The organism is Ruegeria sp. CI1, assembly GCF_056536925.1.
On sequence record NZ_JBQFQP010000007.1, the window covers coordinates 216,345 to 241,543 of the forward strand.

The 25,199-nt window shown below is 56.7% G+C and carries 21 protein-coding genes; 14 read left to right on the forward strand and 7 right to left on the reverse strand.

The window, feature by feature from the left end; genetic code table 11:
• The 7 genes from ACR0LZ_RS10720 to ACR0LZ_RS10750 all read right to left on the reverse strand — a co-directional run bounded on the left by ACR0LZ_RS10720 (position 1) and on the right by ACR0LZ_RS10750 (position 6,542).
• Positions 1-1,386, reverse strand: a complete 1,386-nt coding sequence (locus tag ACR0LZ_RS10720) for a TadA family conjugal transfer-associated ATPase (protein WP_480749796.1) — start codon at positions 1,384-1,386, stop codon at positions 1-3.
• A 13-nt stretch (positions 1,387-1,399) separates the two neighbouring features.
• On the reverse strand, positions 1,400-2,614 hold the full coding sequence (locus tag ACR0LZ_RS10725; RefSeq protein ID WP_480749797.1) for a CpaE/TadZ family protein: 1,215 nt from the start codon (positions 2,612-2,614) through the stop codon (positions 1,400-1,402).
• A 22-nt stretch (positions 2,615-2,636) separates the two neighbouring features.
• Positions 2,637-3,293: a TadE/TadG family type IV pilus assembly protein gene (locus ACR0LZ_RS10730; RefSeq protein ID WP_480749798.1), complete on the reverse strand. Its 657-nt coding sequence runs from the start codon at positions 3,291-3,293 to the stop codon at positions 2,637-2,639.
• A complete protein-coding gene (locus ACR0LZ_RS10735) occupies positions 3,290-3,793 on the reverse strand; it encodes a TadE/TadG family type IV pilus assembly protein (RefSeq protein ID WP_480749799.1) in 504 nt (167 codons plus the stop codon). The genes ACR0LZ_RS10730 and ACR0LZ_RS10735 overlap by 4 nt, the downstream gene beginning before the upstream one ends.
• A 4-nt stretch (positions 3,794-3,797) precedes the next feature.
• Positions 3,798-5,246, reverse strand: coding sequence for a pilus assembly protein TadG-related protein (locus tag ACR0LZ_RS10740; protein WP_480749800.1), 1,449 nt, complete (start codon positions 5,244-5,246; stop codon positions 3,798-3,800).
• A 24-nt stretch (positions 5,247-5,270) separates the two neighbouring features.
• Positions 5,271-6,074 carry a Flp pilus assembly protein CpaB gene (gene cpaB, locus ACR0LZ_RS10745; protein WP_480749801.1) on the reverse strand — a complete coding sequence of 268 codons (804 nt, stop codon included), beginning with the start codon at positions 6,072-6,074 and terminating at the stop codon, positions 5,271-5,273.
• A 252-nt stretch (positions 6,075-6,326) separates the two neighbouring features.
• Positions 6,327-6,542, reverse strand: a complete 216-nt coding sequence (locus ACR0LZ_RS10750; protein WP_480599878.1) for a Flp family type IVb pilin — start codon at positions 6,540-6,542, stop codon at positions 6,327-6,329.
• A gap of 363 nt (positions 6,543-6,905) precedes the next feature.
• On the opposite strand from ACR0LZ_RS10750, the gene ACR0LZ_RS10755 reads away from it, so the two are divergent.
• From ACR0LZ_RS10755 to ACR0LZ_RS10820, 14 genes are all read left to right on the forward strand, one after another.
• A complete protein-coding gene (locus ACR0LZ_RS10755) occupies positions 6,906-7,709 on the forward strand; it encodes a DeoR/GlpR family DNA-binding transcription regulator (protein ID WP_480749802.1) in 804 nt (267 codons plus the stop codon).
• Positions 7,693-8,466 (forward strand): inositol monophosphatase family protein, encoded by a 774-nt coding sequence (locus tag ACR0LZ_RS10760; protein ID WP_480749803.1) that lies wholly within the window; start codon positions 7,693-7,695, stop codon positions 8,464-8,466. The genes ACR0LZ_RS10755 and ACR0LZ_RS10760 overlap by 17 nt, the downstream gene beginning before the upstream one ends.
• Before the next feature lie 3 nt (positions 8,467-8,469).
• A complete protein-coding gene (locus ACR0LZ_RS10765) occupies positions 8,470-10,170 on the forward strand; it encodes a Na/Pi cotransporter family protein (RefSeq protein WP_480749804.1) in 1,701 nt (566 codons plus the stop codon).
• On the forward strand, positions 10,167-10,916 hold the full coding sequence (locus ACR0LZ_RS10770) for an N-formylglutamate amidohydrolase (RefSeq protein WP_480749805.1): 750 nt from the start codon (positions 10,167-10,169) through the stop codon (positions 10,914-10,916). Before ACR0LZ_RS10765 ends, ACR0LZ_RS10770 begins: the two co-directional genes overlap by 4 nt.
• Complete coding sequence (locus ACR0LZ_RS10775; RefSeq protein WP_480749806.1) at positions 10,913-12,274, forward strand: glutamine synthetase family protein; 1,362 nt, start codon at positions 10,913-10,915, stop codon at positions 12,272-12,274. The genes ACR0LZ_RS10770 and ACR0LZ_RS10775 overlap by 4 nt, the downstream gene beginning before the upstream one ends.
• Positions 12,275-12,405: 131 nt before the next feature.
• A complete protein-coding gene (locus ACR0LZ_RS10780; protein WP_480749807.1) occupies positions 12,406-13,788 on the forward strand; it encodes an aldehyde dehydrogenase family protein in 1,383 nt (460 codons plus the stop codon).
• Positions 13,789-13,855: 67 nt separating this feature from the next.
• Positions 13,856-15,001 (forward strand): iron-containing alcohol dehydrogenase, encoded by a 1,146-nt coding sequence (locus ACR0LZ_RS10785; RefSeq protein WP_480749808.1) that lies wholly within the window; start codon positions 13,856-13,858, stop codon positions 14,999-15,001.
• Between the two features lie 585 nt (positions 15,002-15,586).
• Positions 15,587-16,711: an extracellular solute-binding protein gene (locus ACR0LZ_RS10790; protein ID WP_480749809.1), complete on the forward strand. Its 1,125-nt coding sequence runs from the start codon at positions 15,587-15,589 to the stop codon at positions 16,709-16,711.
• Positions 16,712-16,827: 116 nt separating this feature from the next.
• Positions 16,828-17,940: an ABC transporter ATP-binding protein gene (locus ACR0LZ_RS10795; RefSeq protein ID WP_480749810.1), complete on the forward strand. Its 1,113-nt coding sequence runs from the start codon at positions 16,828-16,830 to the stop codon at positions 17,938-17,940.
• A gap of 12 nt (positions 17,941-17,952) precedes the next feature.
• Positions 17,953-18,873 (forward strand): ABC transporter permease, encoded by a 921-nt coding sequence (locus ACR0LZ_RS10800; protein ID WP_480749811.1) that lies wholly within the window; start codon positions 17,953-17,955, stop codon positions 18,871-18,873.
• Entirely contained in the window at positions 18,870-20,156 is a 1,287-nt protein-coding gene (locus ACR0LZ_RS10805) for an ABC transporter permease (protein WP_480749812.1), read from the forward strand. Before ACR0LZ_RS10800 ends, ACR0LZ_RS10805 begins: the two co-directional genes overlap by 4 nt.
• Before the next feature lie 123 nt (positions 20,157-20,279).
• The gene (locus ACR0LZ_RS10810) at positions 20,280-20,459 is read left to right on the forward strand and encodes a hypothetical protein (protein WP_480749813.1); all 180 of its coding nucleotides are present in this window, start codon (positions 20,280-20,282) and stop codon (positions 20,457-20,459) included.
• Between the two features lie 127 nt (positions 20,460-20,586).
• Positions 20,587-20,940 (forward strand): IS66 family insertion sequence element accessory protein TnpA, encoded by a 354-nt coding sequence (tnpA, locus tag ACR0LZ_RS10815; protein ID WP_480749814.1) that lies wholly within the window; start codon positions 20,587-20,589, stop codon positions 20,938-20,940.
• Positions 20,941-21,252: 312 nt separating this feature from the next.
• A partial coding sequence (locus ACR0LZ_RS10820) for a Calx-beta domain-containing protein (RefSeq protein ID WP_480749815.1) occupies positions 21,253-25,199 on the forward strand: 3,947 nt, incomplete at its 3' end.

Sequence of the window (25,199 nt, forward strand, 5' to 3'; positions counted from 1 at the left end):
TCACGCTTCCTTGGCCAGGAAGGTCGAAAGATCAAGGTCGATACCGGCGGCAACCAGATCGTCCATGCACTGCGGACGAATGCCGGTCGCGACGAACTCGCCGATGATCTCTCCGGTTTCCGATTTGCCCAGTTTGCGGAACACAAAAATGTCCTGCATGGTCACCACGTCGCCTTCCTGGCCGGTGATCTCGGAAATGCTGACGACACGGCGTTTGCCATCGGCCAGACGGGTCAGTTGAACGACAAAGTTGAGGCCCGACGAAATCTGTGCGCGGATGGCGCTGAGCGGCATGTCCAAGCCGATCATCGTGACCATCTGCTCGATCCGACCTATGGCATCACGAGCCGAGTTGGCGTGCACTGTGGTCATCGATCCGTCATGGCCGGTGTTCATTGCCTGAAGCATGTCGAATGCTTCGGCGCCACGGACTTCGCCCACGATGATGCGGTCAGGGCGCATCCGCAACGCATTGCGCACCAAATCCCGTTGCAGCACCGCGCCATTGCCCGAGGGGTTCGGCGGGCGGGTTTCCAGTCGCACGACATGTTCTTGCTGCAGGCGCAGTTCGGCGGCGTCTTCGACGGTAACGATGCGCGAACGATGGTCGATGCCGGCCGAAATTGCGTTCAGCATGGTGGTCTTGCCCGAACCGGTGCCACCCGAGATCAGAATGTTTTTGCGCGCTTCGACCAATGCCATCAGGAACTTGGAGGCGCGCTGGTCCAGCGAGCCCGATTCAATCAGGCGGTCAAGCGTCAGAGGTGTCTCGGAAAACTTGCGGATCGACATGCTGGGACCGTCGATGGCGCAGGGGCGGATGATGGCGTTGACACGGCTTCCATCCTCGAGACGGGCATCCACCCAAGGGTTGCTTTCATCGACGCGGCGACCGATGCGTGACACGATTTTGTCGATGATGCGCAACAGGTGCTTTTCGTCCCGGAAGCGCGTGTTTGTGCGTTCCAGCACGCCGCGGCGCTCCACGAACACGTCGCGGTGGCCATTGACCAGAATGTCGTTGATCGTCGGATCGGCCAGCAGTGGCTCAAGCGGCCCAAGGCCCAGAACCTCGTCCATCAGCTCATCCACGATCCGGCGGAAATCATCCGAGCGAAGCGGGTTGTTTTCCGCGGCCAGAACCTCGCTGGTCAGCGCGGCGACCTCGCGGCGCAGTTCCTCGGGCGCAACTTTTTCCACAACCGAAAGGTTGAGGCGATCCAGCAGGGCTTCGTGCAGGCGGCTTTTGAGTTCCAGGAACTTTACCAGCTCCTTTTCTTCTTCCGATTGCTTGGCCACTATCACCGGTTTTACATCTTCGACCGGACGCAGATGAATGGCCTTTGCAGTCGCTTGCTCGCTGCTATTTGAAAAATACTTGAACATTTTTACCCCCTAATCAGGCTTTCGCAGTCGCGACTGCAGTGTTTTCCTTAAGATCTGCAGCGATCTGTCTTCCCATCTTCGCAAGCGCTGCGGTCAGCGCCGATCGCCCGGCTGCTTTCGATAGCGGTTGACCGCGATCGACAGCTTCGCGAGCTGCGTTTTCGTCATGCGGCAGCCAATAGCGGAGCGGGCGGCCCAGGATCGCCGAAGCTTCCTTGTGATGACTGGATTGAACCAGCGGCTTTTTCTCGTGATTGACCACCAGATCAATCTGAAGCGTTGGCACATCCTCGGTGAAGAAATTGGCCAGGCGCAGGCATTGCTGAACGGACGGAACCGCGCTGTCGGTCACAAGGCACATCCGGTCGCTCATTTCGAGCACTGGCGACAGCCAGGGCACCAGGGCGCGAGGCAGATCCACGACAACATAGTCGTATTTGCTGCGCAGAACGTTAAGCAGGGATTTCACCTGCTCGGGGCGCAGGGAATCCACGGGCGCAAATCCAGTTGGTGCTGACAGGACATCGACCCCGTTTTCGGCCTTTACCATGGATTGTTCCAAGAATGTGGCGTCGGGCATGGTTCCCTCAACCGCCATCTGGAACAGAGTTTCGTTCGGCTGCACATCCAGAAAGCTGCTGATCGCGCCGAATTGCAGATCAAGATCCACCAGCGCAACGCTGTTGGTCGGCACCTTCTTCATCATGCCACGCCGGTCCAATAGCTGGTCGGCCAAATTGACGGCGACGGTGGTCGAGCCGATCCCACCGCGCGCTTGGGCGACGGAGAGGATTTTCCCAGCGCGACCGGAATCTGCAGATCCGAATGCGATTTGATTGCTCACATTCATTGCCTTGCAGATACTGTTGCGCAGATCGTCGGCATTCATGGAGATAGGCAGCACGTCGGTTGCGCCGGCATCGGTCAGTTTGCGGGCATCGCTGAACAGGATGCCATCATCGCTGAGCGCGATGATCGCTGCATGTGTGCCTCCGCCCTTGCGAATGGCGCGGATCGCTTCTACATCGTCCGAAGCTGCAGCTCCGGTCCGGAACACGATCACATCAGTCGAAGCGGCGAGTTCGGTGGCCTTGCCGTTGATCTGGGGCAGGGTTGCGTTCAAACCCGTCACTTTCAGCGAAGCGTCGGTGCCCAGAGCGGCTTGCAGGCTGGAGTGAACCAGCGGGTCGTCTGATACGACTGCAATTGTCTTATTTCTCTGTTCCATTTTACTATGCTCCTGTCTGAAATTATCCGCTGGTGCCCATTGCCAGGTCTTCACCAGGCATCGATGCACTCATGGAGGGGAAGGTTACGGAGGCCCCGAGATCCGGGGAGGACGTACCTCCGGCCAATGCCACCAGCCCCCCTAGCGGCGAAATGAATTCAAAAGTTTGGTTTTGCACCTCAACTGTAACGATTGGCGTGAACGGACCACCCAAAAAGCCAAGGTCACTGTCGTAGGTGTAGGAAAAGCGCAGATTGGAAATCGTACTGTTGATCGGCATTGATCCTTGAACGATGTCCCAGATCTCGCTGGCAGTGTCGTTGGTGGAGTCTCCGCTGCAGCTGATCGTTCCGACGTCGGCACAGACATTCGCGCCGCTGCTGCACATTGTGCCAAAGTCGGGCGCGGTGGAGCCGTTTTGAACCGGTCCGCGGCGGTGCACGTTCGGTACGCCGGTGCAGGCCGGTGGGCGAACAGCGGCGATGCGGGCCGCCACATGCATGGCACGTTCGGCGGAAGCGTAGTGCATGCTCATGCGGCCAAAATCGATCAGGCCAAAGAACATAAGCAGGAAGATCGACAGGACAACAGCGAATTCGACCAGTGTCGTGCCGCTTTCATCCCGACGCAGGCGTGCCAGTTGCTGGGCGAGGCGGTATTTTCTTGCAATATGTCTCATGCTCCAAATACCCGTGACTGATCCGAAATGACGGTGTTGACGTTTTGCAGGTTGCCCCCGACCAGTGAGAAGACATCGGCAAAGGGGAAAGTGACCGACAGGTTCGCAGTGACCTGGATGACCGGCGCGGGCGAAACGCGGTAGGTTCCGGCGACGCAGTTCAGGCTGAGCGAGACCGAGTTGACGCTGATCCCAGACGGGAACGGCGAGGTGCCGTCGATCCGGTTTCTGACGATCTCTTCGGCCTTGGTCGTATAGGTGCTGACCGCTGTGCCGCCGCTGCACATATCCTTGGGAGCGACGCGGGCCAGATAGCGCGTGGCGTCACGGACGCCTGCGTTGACATTCTGATAGGCCCAGAACAGACGACCGCCTTCGATGGTTACGGCGAACAGAACCAGCATCATCGGCATCAGTATGGCGAATTCGACCAAGGCGGCACCGGATTCGTCGCGGCGGAAATCCGACAGTTTCTTGCTATGGAACAGACGAGACAACATGGGATCACCTGTAAAGCTGGACAACGTCGTGGAAGAGAGAGCCGGCACCGGGGCTGTATTCGCTGGCGCTGCCGACGACCTCGCCCCAGATGTCAACGGTGGGAGGAGAGGAACCGTCATCGCCGACAGGCTCGGTCAGGAAGATCTTGAAGAATTCCTGGACTGGCACGTTGGTGGCGGCTCCGTTGATCGGGTTGGCAGAGCAATCGATACCGGCGGCGATGATCACGCGGCGATCCGGATCACTGCTTTGATTGTTCGAGCACATCGGGCGCCCGGTTTCGGCCTTGCCGGTCAGAAGCGGAGCGGAGGAACTGGCGGCCGCGTCGATCTCGGCAAGGTAGTATTCATACCGAGTTGTGGCGGAAGGGTGCGGATCAGTGCCGTCATAGTTCATATTGACATAGGCTGTTCGGCCTGCGTTCCAGCTGCCGTCGCCAAATCGGCTGCAGCCACCGCTTCCAAAGCAATCGTCGCGCGGCATGCCCATTGTATCAGGCGAGATCTCTTCATTTCCGCTGATGCAGGTGTTGCCGGTGCCGGGAACAATACCCTTGATCACATTTGGGGCAGGCGGGAAGTTCGCATTGTTCTTCTTGCCATTCATGATCGAGCGGTAGATATCGAAGCGCACGTTATAGATGGCGTTCTCGATGCCGACTTTCTGGCCCGGTTCGATATCGACGCCGCGCATGTTGAAGCATTGCGTGATGCTGCCCTCGGCCCCGATCAGGCAGGCGTCAAGGTTCACACCGCTCAGACCGGCGCAGGGGCCTTCGTCGTCGACCAAAGTCTTGGCCGGGTCGAGGAAGCCGAAATCGCCGGGCCCCCAGCCCGCGCCATTGCCGCCAGAGCGCAACAGGATCATATCACCGATATTCTCGTCCGCCTTATAATTTGAATCGGGCAGGCAGAACATCATCGGGGTCACGTCGCAGGCATATTGGGTAAATCCGGCGATTGCCGATCCATTGGCCCAACCGTCTGGCATTGGATTTCCGGTCAGGGCGGCGAAGACAGCGCCGAACGTTGCGGCGACTGTCGAAGGTGTGGTCTGAACCAGAACATATGCAGCTTCGGTCGCATCCGTGGTGGTCGCTGTCACGACATCGGTGTCATCGGCGGGAAGGTCAGACAGAAATGTCAGGGTAAAGTCGGTATTGCCACTCAGCTGGCTGCCGCCGCTGCCGAAAGTCTTGTTGTCGACGATCATGTTCTCGGCGGCTGCGGTTGCCCGGATGATGGCGTCGGCACCTCCGTCCAGCTCTCCGGCGGCGGCCAGGGCGACGTGATCGGCAAAGGACTGAAGTTCGGTCCGGGTGATCGCGGTGCGACCGACGTCAAAAGAAAGTGCGACGATACCGAAGAAGATGGCAAACGATACCCCCCAGATCACCAGCATCGCGCCGTTTTCGTCAGAGGCGAGGCATTTCATGGTGTTGGCGGGTTTCATCTGTCATCTCCTCGGCAAATCGTTTCAGCGCAGTTCGGTAACGGTCACGTCTGTACCGCGGCGAACGACGACGGTTTTGATCGGTGCTTGTTCCGGCACCGGCGACAACTCGCGCAGAACATCGCTCAGTCCGATGGATTCCAGCGGTTCGTCATTGGCCGCCTCAAGTGTGCGCAGCGTCAGGCTGAGCGTTCCTGCGCGCTGGGCGAGCGCCAGGCGCTGGCCTTCTTCAGGCGTGACTTCGACGGTGACGGTACGGGCGACACCGGGCGCGTCTTTTTGCTCGTCCGCTTCCTGATCAACGCCAATGATGCGCTTGTTCTGCAGGATCGTGACGGTCTTGAGGTCCTTGTTGGCGCCGTGCGTCAACAGGATGTCGACGAAATCGCCCGGCGTGACAAAACCGCCAACACCGGACTGGGCGTTCACGTTGATTGCCATCGCGCGGTTGTTGGCGCTGATGGTCTGAACGATGGTGACTTTTTCGCCAAAGTTCGAGACCTTGTTGGTCAGGATCAGCTCACCCTGAGAGATTGCGCGCTTGGCGCGGCGAAATTCCTTGCCTTGGCTTGGAAGCAATGTGTCGTAGGCGGTATAAACGCCGCTTGGCAGCGCTTCTTTCGGCCAGGCGATAGTGGTCAGTTTCTGGGCGTCCACGACTTGGCCAAAGTCGATGTCCTGGGCGGCAACGATGACGTTGACGACCTTTTCTTCTTCGACGGCTTGTCGTTTGGCATATTCATTCTCGATGTAGTCACGGGCCAGATACACCGAGCCCGCTGCAACCCCCAGTCCGGCGACGAATGTCAGGAAAGAAGAGAAACGCATGGTGGTCTCCAATATTGTTGGTCGGCGCTCTTGATGCCGTTGATCAAATGGCCCGGAGGGGGCGTTTCACCGCTGACTTGGCAGCCATGTACTGATTTGCGGTGAAACGCCCTGTTCAAATCCGTTCGAAGTCGCACTCTTTAAAAAAACTATGGATAACGGTGACGTCTTGCGGATTTGCTCCGGGAGGTGTTGCCGCGAAATCTCCAAGGCCGCGGCAACAATTTCATTTGAGAAAGTGCTTCTCTAAAGTTACGGCGTGGTTCCGCAGGTCGGCACCGAGCCGTCTGCATTTGGCATACAGTTGCCAGCGGCAGTCATCGAACCTGCGACGTCGCCTGCCAGCGTCGAAAGCGCGCCGGCGCCCAATACGACCGCCAGTGCGATTGCGATGCCGTATTCGACCAGAGTTGCACCCGACTCGTCACGACGCAGACGCTTGAAGGTATTTGCGATAAAGTTTTTCATATTTTGCTCCAAAAAATGTGGGTCGCCCCAGGTGTTGGGGGCGATGGTGAGTTCGCAGACGATCCACCCCCTGGAAACGCTGCTGATACCCACATTAGAGGACCCGAATATGACGCCGCGTCGTTCAAGAGGATCAGATTTTCCCCTTTGGGTTGAATCTTTTTCCGTCAAGGTCTTTTGAAAGCGTGGAATTGAAATCGGCGCTGTCTGCTTGGATTTGCGTCATGTGAGCAAATTTGAGGGAAAACGAGGGAATCTTCCCAAACAAGTGGATTCAATCCGTCAAATTCCAAATGAAGTGCTTGCTTTTGACCGCCTTGTGTGGCTGGGTGAACATGTTCGTGGGGTTATTCTGAGGGCGCTGTGTCGAATCGCGGTGTACATACGCATCGAGAAGTCGAATTGCTGGATGTGTTACGTCGCCTCGGCGGGGCCGCGCGGAACTCCGATCTGGCAAAAGCCCTCAATGTGTCCGAGGAAACCGTACGGCGCGCGATCAAGGCATTGTCCAAATCCGGGGCAGTGGAACGCGTGCATGGCGGGGCCTATCTGGCAGGAACTCAGGGTGATCCGAGTTTCTTTCGTCGCATCGCGCAGCATCCTGACGAAAAACGCCTGATCGCATCGAGCGTCGCGCAAGTCGTGCGCGATGGGATGACGGTCTTTTTGGATGTGGGGTCGACAACGGCCTTCGTTGCCGAAGAGCTGCGCCAGTGCAGCAACCTTACTGTCGTAACCAACTCGGTAGGAGTGGCGCAAAGCCTGGTGGGTGTAAATGGATCGCGGGTTCACCTGTTGGGCGGTGAGATGCAAAGCGATGAACGTGGAACCTTTGGTCATGTCACCCACCGTCAGGCGCAGAGGTTCGCATTCGATCTGTCCATTTTAAGTGCAGATGCTGTGTCGGCACGCAAAGGGTTTTTGTATCTGAGTTCTGCCGAGGCGGATCTGGCGTCTATCATCGTCGACAATAGCGACTGGTCTGTGGTTGTGGCTGACCATTTCAAGTTCGGTGAAACCGCGCCCTATCGCGGTGCCGACCCGCGACGGGTTGACGACCTGTTCACGGACAAACGGCCCAAGGGCGTCCTTGCGGCGGCCTTAAAGGAATGGGGTATCAAGGTAAGGGTGGCGACAGGAGGCGAGGCCGGTGCTGGCGAAGAGTGACTACGCGGGTCACGCGGTCGAAATCGCAGGAATCGCGGCCAAGGCCGCGCGTGGTTATTTCCGTGGCCATCTTGGGATCGAGTTCAAATTGGATGAAAGCCCGGTCACCCAGGCCGACAAAGGCGTCGAGGCGTGCGTTCGCGATTACATTGAGCAACACTTCCCGGATCATGGCATCTTTGGAGAAGAGCACGGGTTCGAAGGTAAGGACCGACGCCATATCTGGATCGTTGATCCGATTGACGGTACCCGATCGTTTCTGTCCGGTCATCCATTGTTCGGGTTCCTGCTGGGGCATCTGGAAGACGGTGTTCCTCAGGTTGGTGTCATCGCCATGCCTGCGCTTGGCGAGATATTTCTGGGTGTGAAGGGGCAGGGGGCGACGCTAAATGGCGAGGCCATTCGAGCGTCCGCCAAAACGAGGGTGGATCAGGCCATTCTATTTGTGAATGAAGGCGACAAGATCCACCGCGACCATCCCGACGTTTTTGAAAGGTTGATGAATGCAGGTCAGACGCGCCGATTTGCTTATGATTGCTATCCACATGCGCTGCTGGCGGCGGGCTATGTGGATGCGGTGATTGACTATGATTTGCAGCCCTACGATTATCTGCCGGTTTCGGTCGTCATCGAAGCGGCGGGAGGCGTTATGACGGATTGGGAAGGGCAGCCTTTGGGGTTGAATTCTGATGGGAAAGTGATCTCGGCAGCAACGCCGGATTTGCATGCTGAAATGCTCAAACTTGTGCGCGGATAAACTATGGCGATTGTCAGTTTCATCATAAGCCTGGCCGGAGCGACAATGCTGCTGCTCTATGCAGTGCGGATGGTGCGCACGGGGATCGAGCGCAGCTATGGCGCGTCGTTTCAACGTGTCATGACCGGTCAGCGCAGCTATGCCCAAGCGTCGCTTGTCGGGATTGTCATGGCCATCGTGCTGCAAAGTTCGGCGGCGGTGGCATTGTTGTCCTCGGGATTTGCCGCCAGCGGTATGCTGACATTTCCAGCCGGGCTTGCTATCGTGTTGGGTGGAGACCTGGGTTCGGCGCTGATTATTCAGATCCTGTCATTCGAGCTGGATTGGCTTGTGCCGGTTTTGTTGGCCATTGGTGGCTATCTGTTTGTCAAGACAGAGGCCAAGAAGGCGCGGCAACTTGGGCGTATCCTGATGGGGGTTGCGTTCATTCTTATCTCGCTGCGCTTCCTGCGCGAAGCGATGGACCCGATCCGCGACAGCGCCTTTCTGCCCGCAATCGCGGATTATCTGGCGCGTGACTACATAACCGCGTTTCTGGTCGGCGGCGCATTGGCCTTTGTCATGCATTCCTCGGTGGCGGCGATTTTGATGTGCGTGACGCTGGTGCAGATCGGCGCTATTCCCTTTGCCGCCGGATTGTCACTGATGCTGGGGGCGAATTTCGGTTCGGCTTTCATTCCGGTCTGGCTGACCCGGGGGATGAGCCTTTCCGCACGCCGCATCCCGTTCGCCAACCTGTTTCTGCGCGGCAGCTGGGCGGTAGTTACCTTGTTCGCCGCCAATATCGCACTGCGCAGCGGTCTTCTGGGTGATCTGCACGGGGGGCAGATGCTGGTGAACGCACACCTTGTCTTCAACGCATCATTGCTTGTTCTGGCAATCCCGTTTTGCGGTCGCTTGCAGGCCCCGTTCGAGCGGCTTATTCCCGAACCCAACAGGGACAGCGCCAAGTTGCAACCCGGACGACCGCACAGCGCGCTGGACAAGCGTGTCCTGACCAATCCCTCTCAAGCTTTGGCCGGGCTCAAGCGAGAATTGCTGCGGATGAGCGATCTGGTACAGTCCATGTTCGAACCTGCCTTGGAACTGTATCGCAGCGGCGACAAGGAACAGATCCGCGCGGTGCAGGTGATCGATGACGATGTGAATGACTGTCTGTCGGGCATCCGGTCTTATGTTGCGTCGATCCCGACAGAGGGATTCGGAAAGGAAAACGCCAAGATCGCCCGTGATCTGATGGAATATGCCATCAGGCTTGAGACCGCGGGCGACGTGGTCGCCAAACGTCTGACGGTTCTGGCCGGAGAGATGCGAAAAAAAGGCGCTTCGTTCTCGCAGGAAGGGTGGATGGAACTGGTGCACATGCATGAAGGCATCGTTGCGAACCTGAAGCTGGCTTCGAACGTGTTGATCTCGGACGATCTGGAAAGCGCCCGTCTATTAAGCCTGGAAAAAACCGAGATCAAACGTGCCGAGCGTGACAGCCGCAAGCGCCATCTCAAACGTCTGCAGCACGGCACAACAGAGAGTTTTGAGACCAGCGACATCCATCTGGAAACCCTGCGCGCGCTTCGTGAGTTCAACAGCCATATTGCGGCGGTGGCCTATCCGATCCTGTATCGCAATGGGCAATTGCTGGAAACTCGTTTGATCGAAGATATGCCGAGAAGTGACAGGCAGATGCATTCGGAGGATCAGGAATGACGGCTCCGTTCGAGATACTGAATGCAACGGGGAAAGGGCAGGTTGTGCTTCTGTGCGAACATGCCAGCAATAGGATTCCAGACGAGTATGACGGTTTGGGTTTGTCTGACGTTGAGCGCCTCAGCCACGCTGCATGGGATCCGGGCGCGCGTGCCTTGACGCTGCTTTTATCCGAGGCGCTGGATGCGGTCGGAGTGGCTTCGACGGTGTCGCGGCTGGTCTACGACTGTAACCGCCCACCCGAAGCGCCAAGCGCCATACCCGAGAAATCTGAGTTGATCGAAGTGCCCGGTAACCGCAATCTCACTCAAGCAGACCGGGACGCCCGCACGGCGGCAGTTTACGTCCCGTTTTGCACTGCAGTCTCTCAGGTGCTGGAGGCACGCGGACCGGACACGGTGGTGGTGACGGTGCATTCCTTCACGCGGGTTTACTTTGGGCAGGCGCGCAAGGTGGAACTGGGTTTGCTTCATGATGAAGACAGCCGGTTGGTGGATGCGATGCTGGGCCACGCTGATCGCATTCCACACCGCCAGATCGAACGGAACGAACCTTATGGTCCGTCCGACGGCGTGACCCATTCGCTGCGCCTGCACGCTCTGAGCCGGGGCTTGGCCAATGTGATGATTGAAGTACGCAACGATCTGTTGCGCACCGATGAGCAGGTTGCCGACATGGCACGGGAAATATTGGCGCTGCTTGAGCCGGCGCTGAAGGACATTGCGATCAGGGAGGACGCATCGTGAGCGCAACACTCACCTTCGAACATCTCAAGACACAGGTTTCGACCGGGGAAGTGGATACTGTCCTGGTTTGCATGGTGGACATGCAGGGCCGTTTGATGGGCAAAAGGTTCCATGCCGGTCATTTTGTGGCAGGCGCATGGGAAGAAACCCATTGCTGCAACTACCTTCTGGCCACCGACCTTGAGATGGCCACGCCCAGCGGGTTCGCGTCCACAAGCTGGGAGCGGGGGTATGGCGATTATGTCATGAAGCCCGATCTGGACACGCTGCGCCCGGTGCCCTGGCTCGAAGGCACGGTGATGGTTTTGTGTGACGTTCTGGATCACCACACCCACGAAGAGGTACCCCATGCGCCGCGCTCGATCCTGAAGAAACAGGTGAACCGCCTGAAAGCGATGGGGTATGAGGCGATGTGCGCCACCGAGCTGGAATTCTTCCTGTTCGCGAAAAGCTTTGATGCGATCCGCAAGGAAGGGTTCCGCGATCTGGAGCCGATCTCGGGTTATAACGAAGATTATCACATTCTGCAGACCACCAAGGAAGAGCATGTGATGCGCCCGATCCGCAATCATCTGTGGGATGCGGGCATTCCGGTCGAGAACACCAAAGGTGAAGCCGAGGCCGGGCAGGAAGAGCTGAACATCAAATACGCGCCTGCGATGGACACGGCAGAGTATCACTCGATCGCCAAGAACGCGGTGAAAGAAATCGCCTGGCAGCAGGGTCATGCGGCGACCTTTCTGCCGAAATGGCATCATGAAAGGGTGGGCAGTTCGTCTCATGTGCATCAGTCGCTATGGGCGGATGGAAAGCCTGCTTTCTATGATGCCGAGGATGAGCTGGGCATGTCGGCGCTGATGAAAAGCTATATGGCCGGTCTACTGAAATACGCCGCTGATTACACGTATTTCATGGCGCCTTACATCAACAGCTACAAGCGGTTCATGAAGGGCACTTTTGCACCGACGCGGATCATCTGGTCGGTAGACAACCGCACGGCCGGGTACCGCCTGTGCGGGGATGGCACCAAGGCGATACGGGTCGAGTGCCGTATTCCGGGGTCGGATATGAACCCCTATCTGGCGATTGCAGGGATGCTGGCGGCCGGGATCGCGGGGATCGAAGAAGGGCTGGAGTTGCAGCCGCCGACAAAGGGTGATGTCTATCAGGGCGAGACGGGAAAGATCCCGGGTACATTGAAGGATGCACGCAACGCTTTGCACGGATCACAGATGCTGCGCGCGGCGATGGGCGATGACGTTGTCGATCACTATACCCGCGCGGCTGAGGTCGAAATCGAGGAATTCGAACGCGTGGTAACCGATTGGGAAATTGCCCGCGGGTTTGAGCGGGCCTGAGATCAGGCGCGGCCGGGGGTCCTGCCCGTCGCCATTGTCTGCTCGGACCAATGGCGCAAACAAAGGCGACCCCCGGGATATTTATGGCCAGATGAAGCAGGGATCCTGCTCTCTTTAGAGATGGAGTGACTATGGGGCAGATGTTGCAATGTGTCTCGCCGATCGATGGATCGGTATTTGCGGAACGAGAAGTACTGCCGCGGGAGGCTGCCTTTGCAGCCGCAGCGCGCGCGCGCAAAGCACAGGCGGATTGGGCGGCGCGGCCCTTGCAGGACCGTATTGACCTCGTTTTGGCGGGCGTCGCGGCCGTCGGCGCGATGAATGATGAGATCGTTCCGGAACTGGCGCATATGATGGGCCGCCCGGTGCGCTATGGCGGCGAGTTTGGTGGCTTCAGCGAACGTGCCAGCCATATGGCGGAGATTGCCGAAGCGTCACTGGCCGATATTGCCGTGGGCGAAGACGAGACTTTCAAACGCTATATCAAGCGCATTCCTCACGGGGTGGTCTTTGTTGTTGCACCCTGGAACTATCCTTACATGACGGCGATCAACACGGTAGCGCCCGCGCTGATCGCGGGCAACACGGTTGTTCTGAAACACGCGACCCAGACTTTGTTGGTTGGTGAGCGGATGGCGCAGGCGTTCCATTCGGCGGGGGTGCCTGAAGACGTGTTCCAGAATGTATTCCTCAGCCACGACGTGACCAATGATCTGATTGCGGGCAACGCGTTCGACTTTGTGAACTTCACCGGTTCGGTCAGTGGCGGTCAGGCCATGGAGCGTGCGGCAGCGGGCACCTTCACCGGAGTCGGCACCGAACTTGGGGGCAAGGATCCGGGTTATGTCATGGACGACGCCGACCTGGACGCAGCGGTTGATACATTGATCGATGGCGCGATGTTCAATTCGGGCCAGTGTTGCTGTGGGATCGAGCGGATTTACGTTCACGAAAGCCTTTATGATGACTTTGTCGCCAAGGCTGTTGAGATCGTGAAAGGCTACAAACTGGGCAATCCGCTGGACGCCGAAACAACCATTGGTCCGATGGCCAATGTGCGCTTCGCTGACGAGGTGCGCGCCCAGATTGCCGAAGCGGTTGAGGCCGGTGCGGTCGCGCAGATCGCCCCCTTCCCCGAGGATGACGGCGGCGCATATCTCACGCCGCAGATCCTGACCAATGTGACCCATGACATGCGGGTGATGCGGGATGAAAGCTTTGGGCCTGTAGTGGGCATCATGAAAGTGTCCTCGGATGCTGAGGCCATCGCGCTGATGAATGACAGCGAATTTGGCCTGACTGCCAGCCTATGGACCCGCGATGTGGATCGCGCGGCGCGTGTGGGCGACCAGATCGAGACCGGCACCGTCTTCATGAACCGGGCCGACTATCTGGACCCTGGCCTGTGCTGGACCGGTTGCAAGAATACCGGGCGCGGCGGTGGTCTTTCGGTCATCGGCTATCACAATCTCACCCGTCCCAAATCCTACCACCTGAAGAAGGTCACGGGCTAAGGACGACGGCCTGCTCGGGTCTGACCCCCTCGCCCGAGCAGGTCTCATATCACAAAGGAAACCTGACATGTCACTTGTTGGAAACTGGTCCTATCCGACCGCAATCAAATTTGGTGCCGGGCGCATCAAGGAACTGCCCGCAGCCTGTGCCACAGCCGGGATGAAGAAACCCCTGCTGGTCACGGACAAGGGGTTGGCCGATCTGCCGATCACAGCGGCGACGCTGGATATCATGGCGGCGGCTGGTCTGGGCCGCGGTGTATTCAGTGACGTGGACCCTAACCCAAATGAGAAAAACCTCGACGCAGGCGTTGCGGCATACAAGGCCGGTGGGCACGATGGTGTGATTGCCTTTGGCGGCGGCTCGGGGCTGGACCTGGGCAAGATGGTCGCCTTCATGTGCGGCCAGACGCGGCCCGTGTGGGACTTTGAGGATATCGGCGACTGGTGGACCCGCGCGGATGCCGATGCCATCGCGCCGATCATAGCGGTGCCCACCACTGCCGGAACCGGGTCCGAAGTGGGCCGCGCCAGCGTCATTACAAATTCCGAGACCCACGCCAAGAAGATCATCTTCCATCCCAAGGTGCTGCCGACGGTGGTGATCTGCGATCCTGAACTGACGGTTGGGATGCCCAAATTCATCACCGCAGGCACCGGTCTGGACGCCTTCGCGCATTGCGTCGAAGCCTATTCGAGCCCGCATTATCACCCGATGAGCCAGGGCATCGCGCTGGAAGGTATGCGCTTGGTGAAAGAATATCTGCCGCGCGCTTACGCAGATGGCAGCGACATTGAGGCCCGCGCCCAGATGATGAGCGCAGCGGCCATGGGCGCAACCGCCTTCCAGAAGGGGCTGGGCGCGATCCACGCCATGAGCCACCCCATCGGCGCGGTGTTCAACACCCATCACGGCACCACCAACGCGGTCTGTATGCCTGCTGTGCTGGATTTTAACGCCCCCGCCATCGCCGACCGATTCCAGCACGCCGCCGCCTATCTGGGTATCAACGGTGGCTTTGACGGCTTTCGCGCCTTTGTGCAGGAATTCAACGACAGCTTCGGCATCCCGCGCAGACTGTCTGAACTGGGGGTGACAGAGGGGTCCATTCCAGAGTTGGTTAAAGGTGCCATCACCGATCCGTCCTGCGGCGGGAACCCGATCAAGTTGACCGAAGAAAACCTGAATGGCTTGTTCAGAACCGCCTTGTGAATTGAAACACGTGGGTGAATCGGGCCGGCGTGTAGGCTCGCCGGCCTGAATTTCCCGACGCGAAAGAAGTTTGTTGCATGCCCCAATACTGCGTTATGGGAGATCACTTTGGGTGAAACGCGCGCCGCCGGTGTTTATTCTTTGCCCGATGTCCCAAAACTGGCGAATGCAGCGACTGACGGTTGCTCTCAATTGTGTTGACCTTGCAAGTTGATCTGTTTGAAACTGAGTGCATGACGGAACAGGTGAGATGGATAGTGGAAACCTCAATGGAGAACCACCGATCCAAGAAACCCAAAAAGAATGCAAGCCGATCATGAGCTGCGCATCAATAATCTGCTGCAAACTTTTCAAATAATTGAAAAAGGTTAAGCGGGCATGTGCGGGGAAGAGGCCAGCGGGTTTGCAAAGGTAGATGACCAATGCAATATTTCACAAAGAATTGAGTCCTTACGTAAACTGGACTTATGGAAATATCCAACTGTCACTTCAGGAAGGGAAAAGACACTAGGAAACTTCATGAAAACGTCATCATCTGACAACAACAACAAACTAGCCAAAACAGTCCAAAATGGGAGAATAAAAATGGCTTCAAAATCTAACGTAACTCGACGCAGTGTCTTGAAGAGTGCAGGTGCAGCCGCTTTGGCAGCGCCTTTGTACTCGAAAAGCGCGCTGGCCTCGTCGGGTGAAATCAACATCCTGATGTGGTCTGACTATCTGCCACCGTCGTTCCTTGAAGCGTTCGAAAAAGATACCGGTATCAAGGTGAACTATACCGGTATCGGCTCGAACGAGGAAATCATCAACAAGATGAAGGCCACCAAGGGGCAGGGTTTCGATATTGTTTCGCCTACAAACAATCGCTCGCTCCAGTGGGAACCGCTGGAACTGCTGCAGCCCTTTGACATGAGCAAGGTTGGTATCGACGCGGTGAACCCGGCCATGGCCAAAATCGGCACCGATGCCTGGAATTTTGGCGGCAGCGGCGTGCACTGGCTGCCGCACATCTGGGGTACCGAGGGCATCGCTTATCGTACCGATCTATGGCTTCCCGATGGCGATGCACCATCGTACGGCGATGTGTGGTCGGAAGAGAATGCTGGCAAGACCATGGGGCGCGCGCATTCGATGATGCTGGGTGCTGGCCTGTACATGGAACGCGCAGGCGAGATGGAGCCTGGATCGGTTTGGTCTGCATATAATGACGAAGACACCATGCGTAAGGTATGGGGTCAGATCACCGATTGGGTCATCGCGCGCAAATCGCGCATCAAGCTGATCTGGAATGACGCCGACACCCAGAAGAACGGGCTGTTGAACGAAGGTGTTGTGGTCGGTCAGACTTGGGATGGTCCTCCGCTGGCGCTTAAGGCCGCAGGCGAACCGGTCCACTATCAAGCCCCGGTCGAAGGCGCGATGGCATGGGTTGATGGCATGTCGATGCCTACCGGTGCAGAAAACATGGATCAGATCTATGCTTTCATCGAGTTCGCCTATCGCAAGGAACCGGCCGGCGTGGCCATCGACAGTCACGGCTACAACTCGCCGGTACTGGGCGCCGACCAATTCGCTGGCGACGTCTACAAGAAGAACTTTGCCGAAGCCTATCCGGGCGACTCGCTGGCCAACCTGAACCCGTGGCCGGCCGAAGCCCCCTGGTATGCCGAAGTGCGGACCGAGTTCGTCAACAAGTTCGTAAGCGCCTGATCGCTTCAAATATGGGTCCCCTGCGTGTTCAGGGGGCCCTCTTTGTGTGCGTCTTGCACACTGCAACAAAAGATGTCGCCGCATGAACGGACTGACATCACAGGGAGAAACCAAAAATGAGTGCTGGGGTCGGAGTCGATCTGGAAAACCTTTGGATCCGTTTCGGGGACTTTGTCGCCGTGCGCGACGCCAATGTGAATATCAACGGGGGCGATTTCTTTTCGTTCCTAGGCCCTTCGGGCTGTGGCAAGACCACAATCTTGCGCGCAGTTTCGGGCTTTCTGGAACCGTCCGAGGGCAATGTTCTGATCGGCGGCAACAACATGAAGGGGATCGGCCCGAACAAGCGGCCGACGGCGCTGATCTTTCAGAACCTTGCGCTGTTCCCGCTGATGAAAGTTTGGGAGAACATTACCTTTTCGATGGAAATCAAGGGCGCCAGTGCCGCTGAACGTCGCAAGCGCGCGGACGAACTGCTGGACATGATTGCGCTGCCGGGACAAGGTGACAAGCTTCCCAGTGAGCTTTCAGGCGGCCAGCGCCAGCGTGTCGCCATCGCTCGTGCGTTATGTGCCGAGCCGCATGTGCTGCTGCTGGACGAGCCTCTTTCCGCACTCGACCTGAAATTGCGTCAGCACATGCGTACTGAATTGCGCGAAATCCAGCAGCGCGTGGGCATCACGTTCATCTATATCACTCACGATCAGGGCGAGGCACTGACCATGTCGGACAGCATCGCCGTGATGCGTGCCGGTGTGATCGACCAAATCGGTGATGGCAAATCGATCTACAACGATCCGTCGACGGCATTCGCTGCGTCGTTCGTTGGCGAAAACAACGTGTTCCGCGGTAAGATCAAGAAAATCATGGGTAATGAGGCGATGATTTCGACGAACCGCTCGGGCGATCTGGTTGCGCGAATATCGACTGCCAATCGGGGCAAGATGAATGAGGGCGATGCCGCCATGATGTTTATCCGCCCCGAAGCGTTCGCTATCGCTCCGGATGGTGCCAAGGGAACGCACTTTGTTACCGCGCGGGTCAATCACGAAGAGTTCGAAGGAAATGCGTTCAACATTTTCACCGCAGGTGAAGGAGGCAAAGAAATCAAGGTGTCCATTCCCAACCTTGGCCAATCCTTCGACGATCATACCGGCCAGATGATCACGCTGGAATACGAGACCCGCAATGCGGTTATCGTGCCCGCCGGCGAACTGGCTGCGGAATAAGGAGGCCAGATCATGCCCGGCTTCCTCAAGGAATTCTTCAACCGCAACGGCTTCGGCATGGGGCTTGCGATCCTGGGTCTGGTCCTGTTCTGGACCATCGGCCTGATCATCCTGCCACAGCTGTCGATGCTTGACTTTTCATTCCGTCCGAACCTGCCGCCGCCAGAAATCGGTGGTCCAAAGGACGTCTATACACTGGAGAACTATAAATACCTCGTTTTTGGACCAGAAGGGGGCGGGCAGGACTATAACGTCGTCGACCTCAAGGTCTTTTTCCGCACGCTTGTTGCCGCAGTTTGTGTGACGATCTTCAACCTGATCCTGTGCTATCCGATTGCCTATTATCTTGGACAGACCAAAGGCAATCAGATCCGCGTCTTCGCGATCATGTTGATCATTCCTTATTGGATCAACGAGATCCTGCGCGCATTTGCCTTGCGTATCATCTTTGGTGAGACCGGGGTGCTGAATACTTTGCTGATAGGGACAGGTATCTTTGATACGCCCTTTGACTTCATCCGCAACGACATCGCGCTCTATGCCGGTCTGGGTTACGCCTATATCCTGCTGATGATTTTCCCGATGTACAACGTGATCGAAAGCCTCGACGGCAATCAGATCGAAGCTGCACGGGATCTTGGTGCACCTTGGTGGCGCATCCATTGGCGGGTGGTTATTCCATACGCCAAACCCGGTATCAGCTCGGGCTGTACCATGGTATTCATGCTCAGCGCCGGTGCGCTGGCTGCGCCACAAATTCTGGGCGGTCCGTCATCGCTGTGGTTCACGCAACTTATTTATCAGCAGTTCAATGACAACAACGACTGGCCGCAAGGCGCAGCCTATGCGATCGTGCTGTTGGTGACCTGTATCCTGTTCGTGCTGGCAATGATGCGAGTGTTCAAGGTGAACATGGGGGATATAGGGAAATGAACAACTCTATCCTTCGTGTAAGCATCTGGGTCTATCTGGCGATATTCTTTGCCTATCTGTTGGGCCCGTTGGTGATCATGTCGATCACCGCCTTCAACTCGTCCGAGTTCCCGAGTATGACGCCTTGGGAGTGTCTGACGTTCGAGTGGTTCGGCGCGTTGTTCCAGGATGATCGCATCCTGAATGGCATCAAGAACTCGGTGATCATTGGCCTTGGAACGGTCATTCTGTCGGTGGCGATGGGTCTGGCTGGAGCGCTGATGCTCACCCAGATCTGGCCCAAGCTTCGGGCCACCTACTATACTGTCATCATTGCACCGATCCTGATCCCTGGCGTGGTATTGGGTATCTCGACACTGGTGTTCTGGGATCGGATCAACCGGGTTCTGGGCTTGGGGGCCGACAGCTTTCTGTCGAATGGTATCTTCCTGACAGTGGTGGGTCAGTCGACGTTCATCGCCAGTTATTGCATGCTGGTACTCGTGGCGCGGCTCCAGCGTTATGACGTGGCGCTCACAGAGGCGGCTCTTGACCTCGGGGCAAGTCACGCTCAGGCCTTCCGCAAGATCCTTCTGCCGTTCATGCGACCGGCCATCGCCTCGGCAGCGGTATTGGCGTTTCTCGCCTCGTTCGAGAACTACAACACCACCACCTTCACCTTCGGCGAATATCCGACGCTCACGATCGAACTGGCGCAAAAGGTGCGTTACGGGATCACTCCGGCGATTTCGGCGCTGGCCTTCATAATTGTTGTGCTGACGGTGTTCTTTGCCCTACTCAACGAAACCAAGATCAAGCGTCAGGAATTGGTGGCGGCTGCACGTAAGAATGCAACGGTCGAGGAATTGGCGGGAAAGATTAAACTGCCCAGCTTCTTTGCCGGCAATATGGCAGCTGTTATCCTTGTGATGTTCTGCATCGCAACGATCACGGTTGTTGGCACGGCAACCGTCTATAATCCTGCGCAATGTATTGCGGACGTCAAAGAGCAGAAACGTCTTGAAGCTGAAGAGCGTATTCAGAAACTGCGTCAGGAGCGCGAAGAGCGTCGTCAACGCAGGTTCGAAGGCGTGTTCGATCCGGACGATCTGACGCCGGGAACGGAAGAGGACGACTCTCAGGCGCCGTCTGGTTCCAACAACTCTGGCTTTGGCGGTGTGTTCGCGCCGGGATCGCTGACTGGTGAAGAGGATGACAGTTCTTCGAATACCGAAGAACAGCCGTCGAACAACAGTGGGTTCGGAAATGTGTTCGATCCCAACAGCCTGAAGAGCGACGAGTAGGACAATCCTTGCGACCAAAACGAACCCGGGCCGCGCTGGCCCGGGTTTTTTTATCGTAAAGGCAAAACCGGTCAGCTGCTAGATCGGGATCCAAAAAGCTGTCTGTTTGAAAGGTTGCGGCCAATGGCAGTGCGCCCAGTCCTCAGCGAACTGGTCTCTGCTGATTTTTCCCTGCTAACAGGGAAAATAACAGGGAAAATCGCGGAAAAACGTGTATTTGGCCTGATTTTACCTCGAAAATCGCATTTTATGCAGTGGGTTAGGGGAAAATTCCCTAAGCAAAATAACAGGGAAAATTTCTGACCGGTGCAGGGAATACAGTCAACCCGATCAGGGAACCAGTGTAAGCGTACAGGGAATGCACACTTGGCGTTAGGCGTGTGGTTCCGATCTTCTTTTGACGGCGAGGTCTGTGACGAAGGAGGTATCAATGCCGCGACTGAGTGAGGAAAAGCGCAATGAACTGGAGGCGTTCTGGCGTGCGCATATCGAGGGCTGGCGCGACAGCACGTTGAACCAGAGGGAATATTGCGAGGCGCACGGGCTGCCGTTGAAGCGGTTCGGGAACTGGCGGGCGAAGTTCAGACACGAGGATCCGCGGCTGACCGGTAAGCTGCTGTGGCGGCGCGGCGGGGCCTCTGAGCATATGTTTAAGCCTATGCGTAGCGACGAACATCCTTACATTCCTTCGGGGTGTTCAGGCGATCCCGTCCGGCGGGGGAACTTTGTCATCCATGCACTGGAGCAAACCCACCGACTTCCAGTCGGTTCTGCTTTTGCGTGAACCAAAGAGCATATGTCTTTACCCTCTGGAGAATGAGCCGCAGCAGGGGGCAGGTCAGCGCGGTAGCTGCAAGCCTCTACTCGACGTGGACGAGATCAAAAAACCTTGATTAAATGAATTTTCATATGTTTACTTTGGGTAACGTTGGGGGACGTAGGGGTAATTTTTTTGATGAGTGATAGCTTTTACTGTCCTCCGCGACAGTCCGTGACAGCCGGTGTCTGGCTTAAGGTTCCCATTTGGATTGAACGATAAATTTTGAACCTGTCGGAGTAGTCCGACAGGTACTTTTGATTTCGGGGAGTATTACCCATGGCAATTAAAGTGCCGATTGTATTGCAAATGCCTTTCCGGCGTAGCTTGGATCTGACAATTGTGCAGGTGCCTGGCGGTGAAACCGGCCGCGACGGCAACCGTTTCTACGGTTGGGACTTCGCCGTGACATCGGGGACATTGTCCGGCGAAGAGGTTGCTGCCGTCGCAGACGGAAAAGTCGTGTTTGTTGAGCAAAGCGTTCCGGATCGAGATCCTTCAAGTGACAGGTCTCGCGACCATGGCACGATGACAGTTTCCTCGCCCGATCCCACAGAAACCCTCGGAAATGTGGTGACGATCGAACATCAGGTTGATGGCCAGATATTTTTTGCGAGTTACCTCGGTCTTGCTCAAAATTCGGTGCCCTTGGCGGTGGGAGATGCCACGATTGCTGGTCAAGTCATCGGCAATGTAGGTAATATCGATCTGGGACCAGGATCTCAGTTTCAATTCAGCATTGGTGATAAAGCTGGATCATATACCGATGGCTCGGGCGCTGTTTACCCATCTTACAAAGTGGCCCAACAAACCCTGGATGATAGTAATATCTCGGATCTCGTTGAATTCGCAGACGCTTCAAATTCCGAACCAACTGTATTGCTCCAAAGCGATACCTCAGGTCAGCTGGCAGTTGAAAGCTTCGCCGAGACAACGTTGGACGCCGCCACGCCAAAAACGTTCAGAAATGCCGCTGATATAATTGAACTGGGAACGTTTTTTGCCAAGGTCGTCTACGGAGACTGGGCTTTGCCGGGCGAGTTCCGAGGAGCGGACGACAGGGACAATGGAGTCGACGATGACTACGTCGGCTACCTCGATGGCTGGACTATCTTAACTGACACATTTTTAGGCGGGAATTATGTCCCCACTCCGAATGCGCGTTTCGAGGATTCGCGGTTGTTTCAGGCGAGATATGCAGAAAATAAAGATTTCGACTCGCAAGGATTGCTTGCACTCGGCAACCTGCCTGACGGCTCAAAAACGCTGGTTCTGGCGTTTCGAGGAACTGACTGGAAAGATGCGGCATTCAGGGAAGGCCAGGCCTGGACAGGCAACGGCATTTACGAACACTACGAGGCATTTCGCCCACTGATTGACGCGGCAATATCGGTAGCCAACGATCCGGCATACGCGATAGAGAACTTCATAGTTGCCGGTCATAGTCTCGGCGGGACCATGGCTGATGTATTCACGGCGGTTGATGCACAACACGTAAACCGGTCACTCGTCGACCTGACGGTGGTTTCCTTGGCGTCGGCCGGTTTCGACCGAGATCTGTTCACAGACGTCGGAGAGACCAGTTTTCGGGAAGAACGCGACACCAGCGTTGTAAAAATCATCGAGTTCAACAACGCCGACGATGAAATTGTCCTTGTTCAACCTGATTATTACATTGGGATCGCTCACCATTTGGACCGGGTGACGTACGCGGAGCGAGATCCCGTGGCAAGGCGAGGTGAAGTTTTCGATTTAGTGGATATTGCTTTCGGCTATTCACCGAATGGGCAATTGGAATTTGATGAATTCAGTATATCCGATGGCAATATAGGATTTCACGATGTTTCAGAAATTCTGGAGATTTACACACCAAACATCGACAACTCCGAGGTCGATTATGATACAAGCCTCGCTTTAAACTTGTATGATCTGCGATACTTGGACAAGGGCTTCGGCGCTTTGCACAACGCAGATCTTTACTGGTCGAACGTTTCACAACTGGCGAATGATCCACTCGTTTCGTTTTACGGCAGCCAGCGCGTCATTATGGGCGTCGATGACTACTCCGCCTTCCCAGATATATTCGGCGCTCCTCAAGAGATTTACGACGGTTACAAAGGCGGGTCCGACGCGAAAAACGACTACAATGCCAGAGCGCTCCGGGCGCCGGAAGGCGTTGCCTCCTACATTCTTGGTTTGGGGGGAATTGACGAAATATATGGCAGTACAGGTGATGACCTTTTGTCTGGAGGTGACGACGATGACCTGATCGAGGGAGGGGTCGGCAACGATACGATCTCGGGCGGGCGTGGTCAGGATATCCTTCGCGGGGATGGTGGCGGCGACACCTTTGTCATCGGCGACGCCGACATAGATTTCATAAAGGATTACAAGTCCGGGCTGGGCTTCTACGACGACACCGAACAAGATGTGATTGATCTTTCTGCGATGACTTCTGACCTTTGGGCAGGAGGGTCAGGCGCGGCGGTGGACACTTTTGTGCGTGCCAGAACGGATTTATCGACCGGAAAGGTACTTTTGCAAGTTGACCAGGATGGCGTTGCGGACGCACTTGGTTGGAGCACAGTCGCAGTTTTTGAGACTTTCAAACCTGGTGGCATCATCGACGTTATCCTGGATGGGTCAACGACGACTGTTATTGACCCACCTGAGAGCCAAGCCTTGGCGACTTTTGCGTTGGCGTCTGCATCGTTCATCGGCGATGCCCAAATAACCTATAACGGGCGACCTTTCAGCTGGTCGATTGGTCAACCTGCTGCCACGGTGAACGAAGACGATGGCTCTGTCACCTTCGAAATCAGCCGAGCAGATGCGACTCTGGCTCAAACGGTCTACGTGAGTACCACTATCGTTCACGGATCGTCGAATGACGGAGACTACAGCTTCAAAATTGATGAGCCGCTGACCTTCCTTCCGGGTGAGATAACCAAATCCGTCAGTATCAACATCACCAACGACTCCGAAGATGAAACACCTGAGACTTTTGGTTTTATCGTTCAATCAGAGCCAGACCCGGACGTCAGCGAATACCTTGCCGCTGCAACATTCACAATTTTGGATGATGACGCCAAATCAGGCGGCATACTGACGGAAGGCAATGACTGGATTGTTGTGAGCCCTGAAGTATTGGCTCAGGTTTTCAGCGATCCCGGTGGAATAGACACAGCGACACTGGACTACTCAGGTGTTACCGGGAACGTGACCTTCCAGAATTTTTCCAGTGGAAAACGCATTCAGACCTCCGGCGGCGAAAACATTTCGACGCTTTATGGTGTAGAGAATTTTCAGGTCCTGACCGGAAGCGGAAACGACTCGATAATTGGTGGATCGGGAACCACCCTGATGTTGGCGGGAGCGGGCTCGGATACGCTGCGGGGAGGCGCGGGCCTCGACGTCATGGCGGGCGGGTCAGGGGACGATACCTTCCTCGATGTACAGTTCGGCGACATAGTCAACGGCGGCTCGGGCACGGACTTTGTCGGTTTCAACCTGAATACCGATCTGGATGTATACATAAACGTTGAACTTGGCACAGGGGTTGATGGCCGCTGGACCGGGATCGAGCGTCTTGGCGGTGTGCTGGGGGCTGGAGACGACACGGTTGTTGCGGGGGCGGCGGTTGACACTCTGTTCGGCGGTGACGGGACGGATTTCCTGAAGCTGGATTACTCCGGCGGGGTGGTGACTGGGACAGCGCTTGCGCTTCGGTCTGTTTCACTGCGGCTGGACAGCGACGGCAGTAACAACGAGCAGGTTCTGTACGTAGACGCGTCCGGTAGCAACAATTCTTACTCAGTGAGGTTTGATCAGTTCGAGCGTTTTGACATCACCGGCACGGACGGCAATGACACGATCTTCACCAAGGGTGGCGACGACCGGATCGTGGGCGGCAAGGGCAATGACACCATCAACGCGGGCGGCGGCGCGGACACCGTCGAGGGCGGCGAGGGCGATGACCGGATCACGAGTATCGGTCTCGGCAGCGTCATCGACGGCGGCGCCGGCAGTGACTTTGTCGAACTGAGCCTCGGCGCGGTTACCCAGGACGTGACGGTCGATATCGTGGCCGGGATTGGCCCGGGCGGTGGCGCGATGACCGGGATCGAGCGTCTTGGCGGTGTGCTGGGGGCTGGAGACGACACGGTTGTTGCGGGGGCGGCGGTTGACACTCTGTTCGGCGGTGACGGGACGGATTTCCTGAAGCT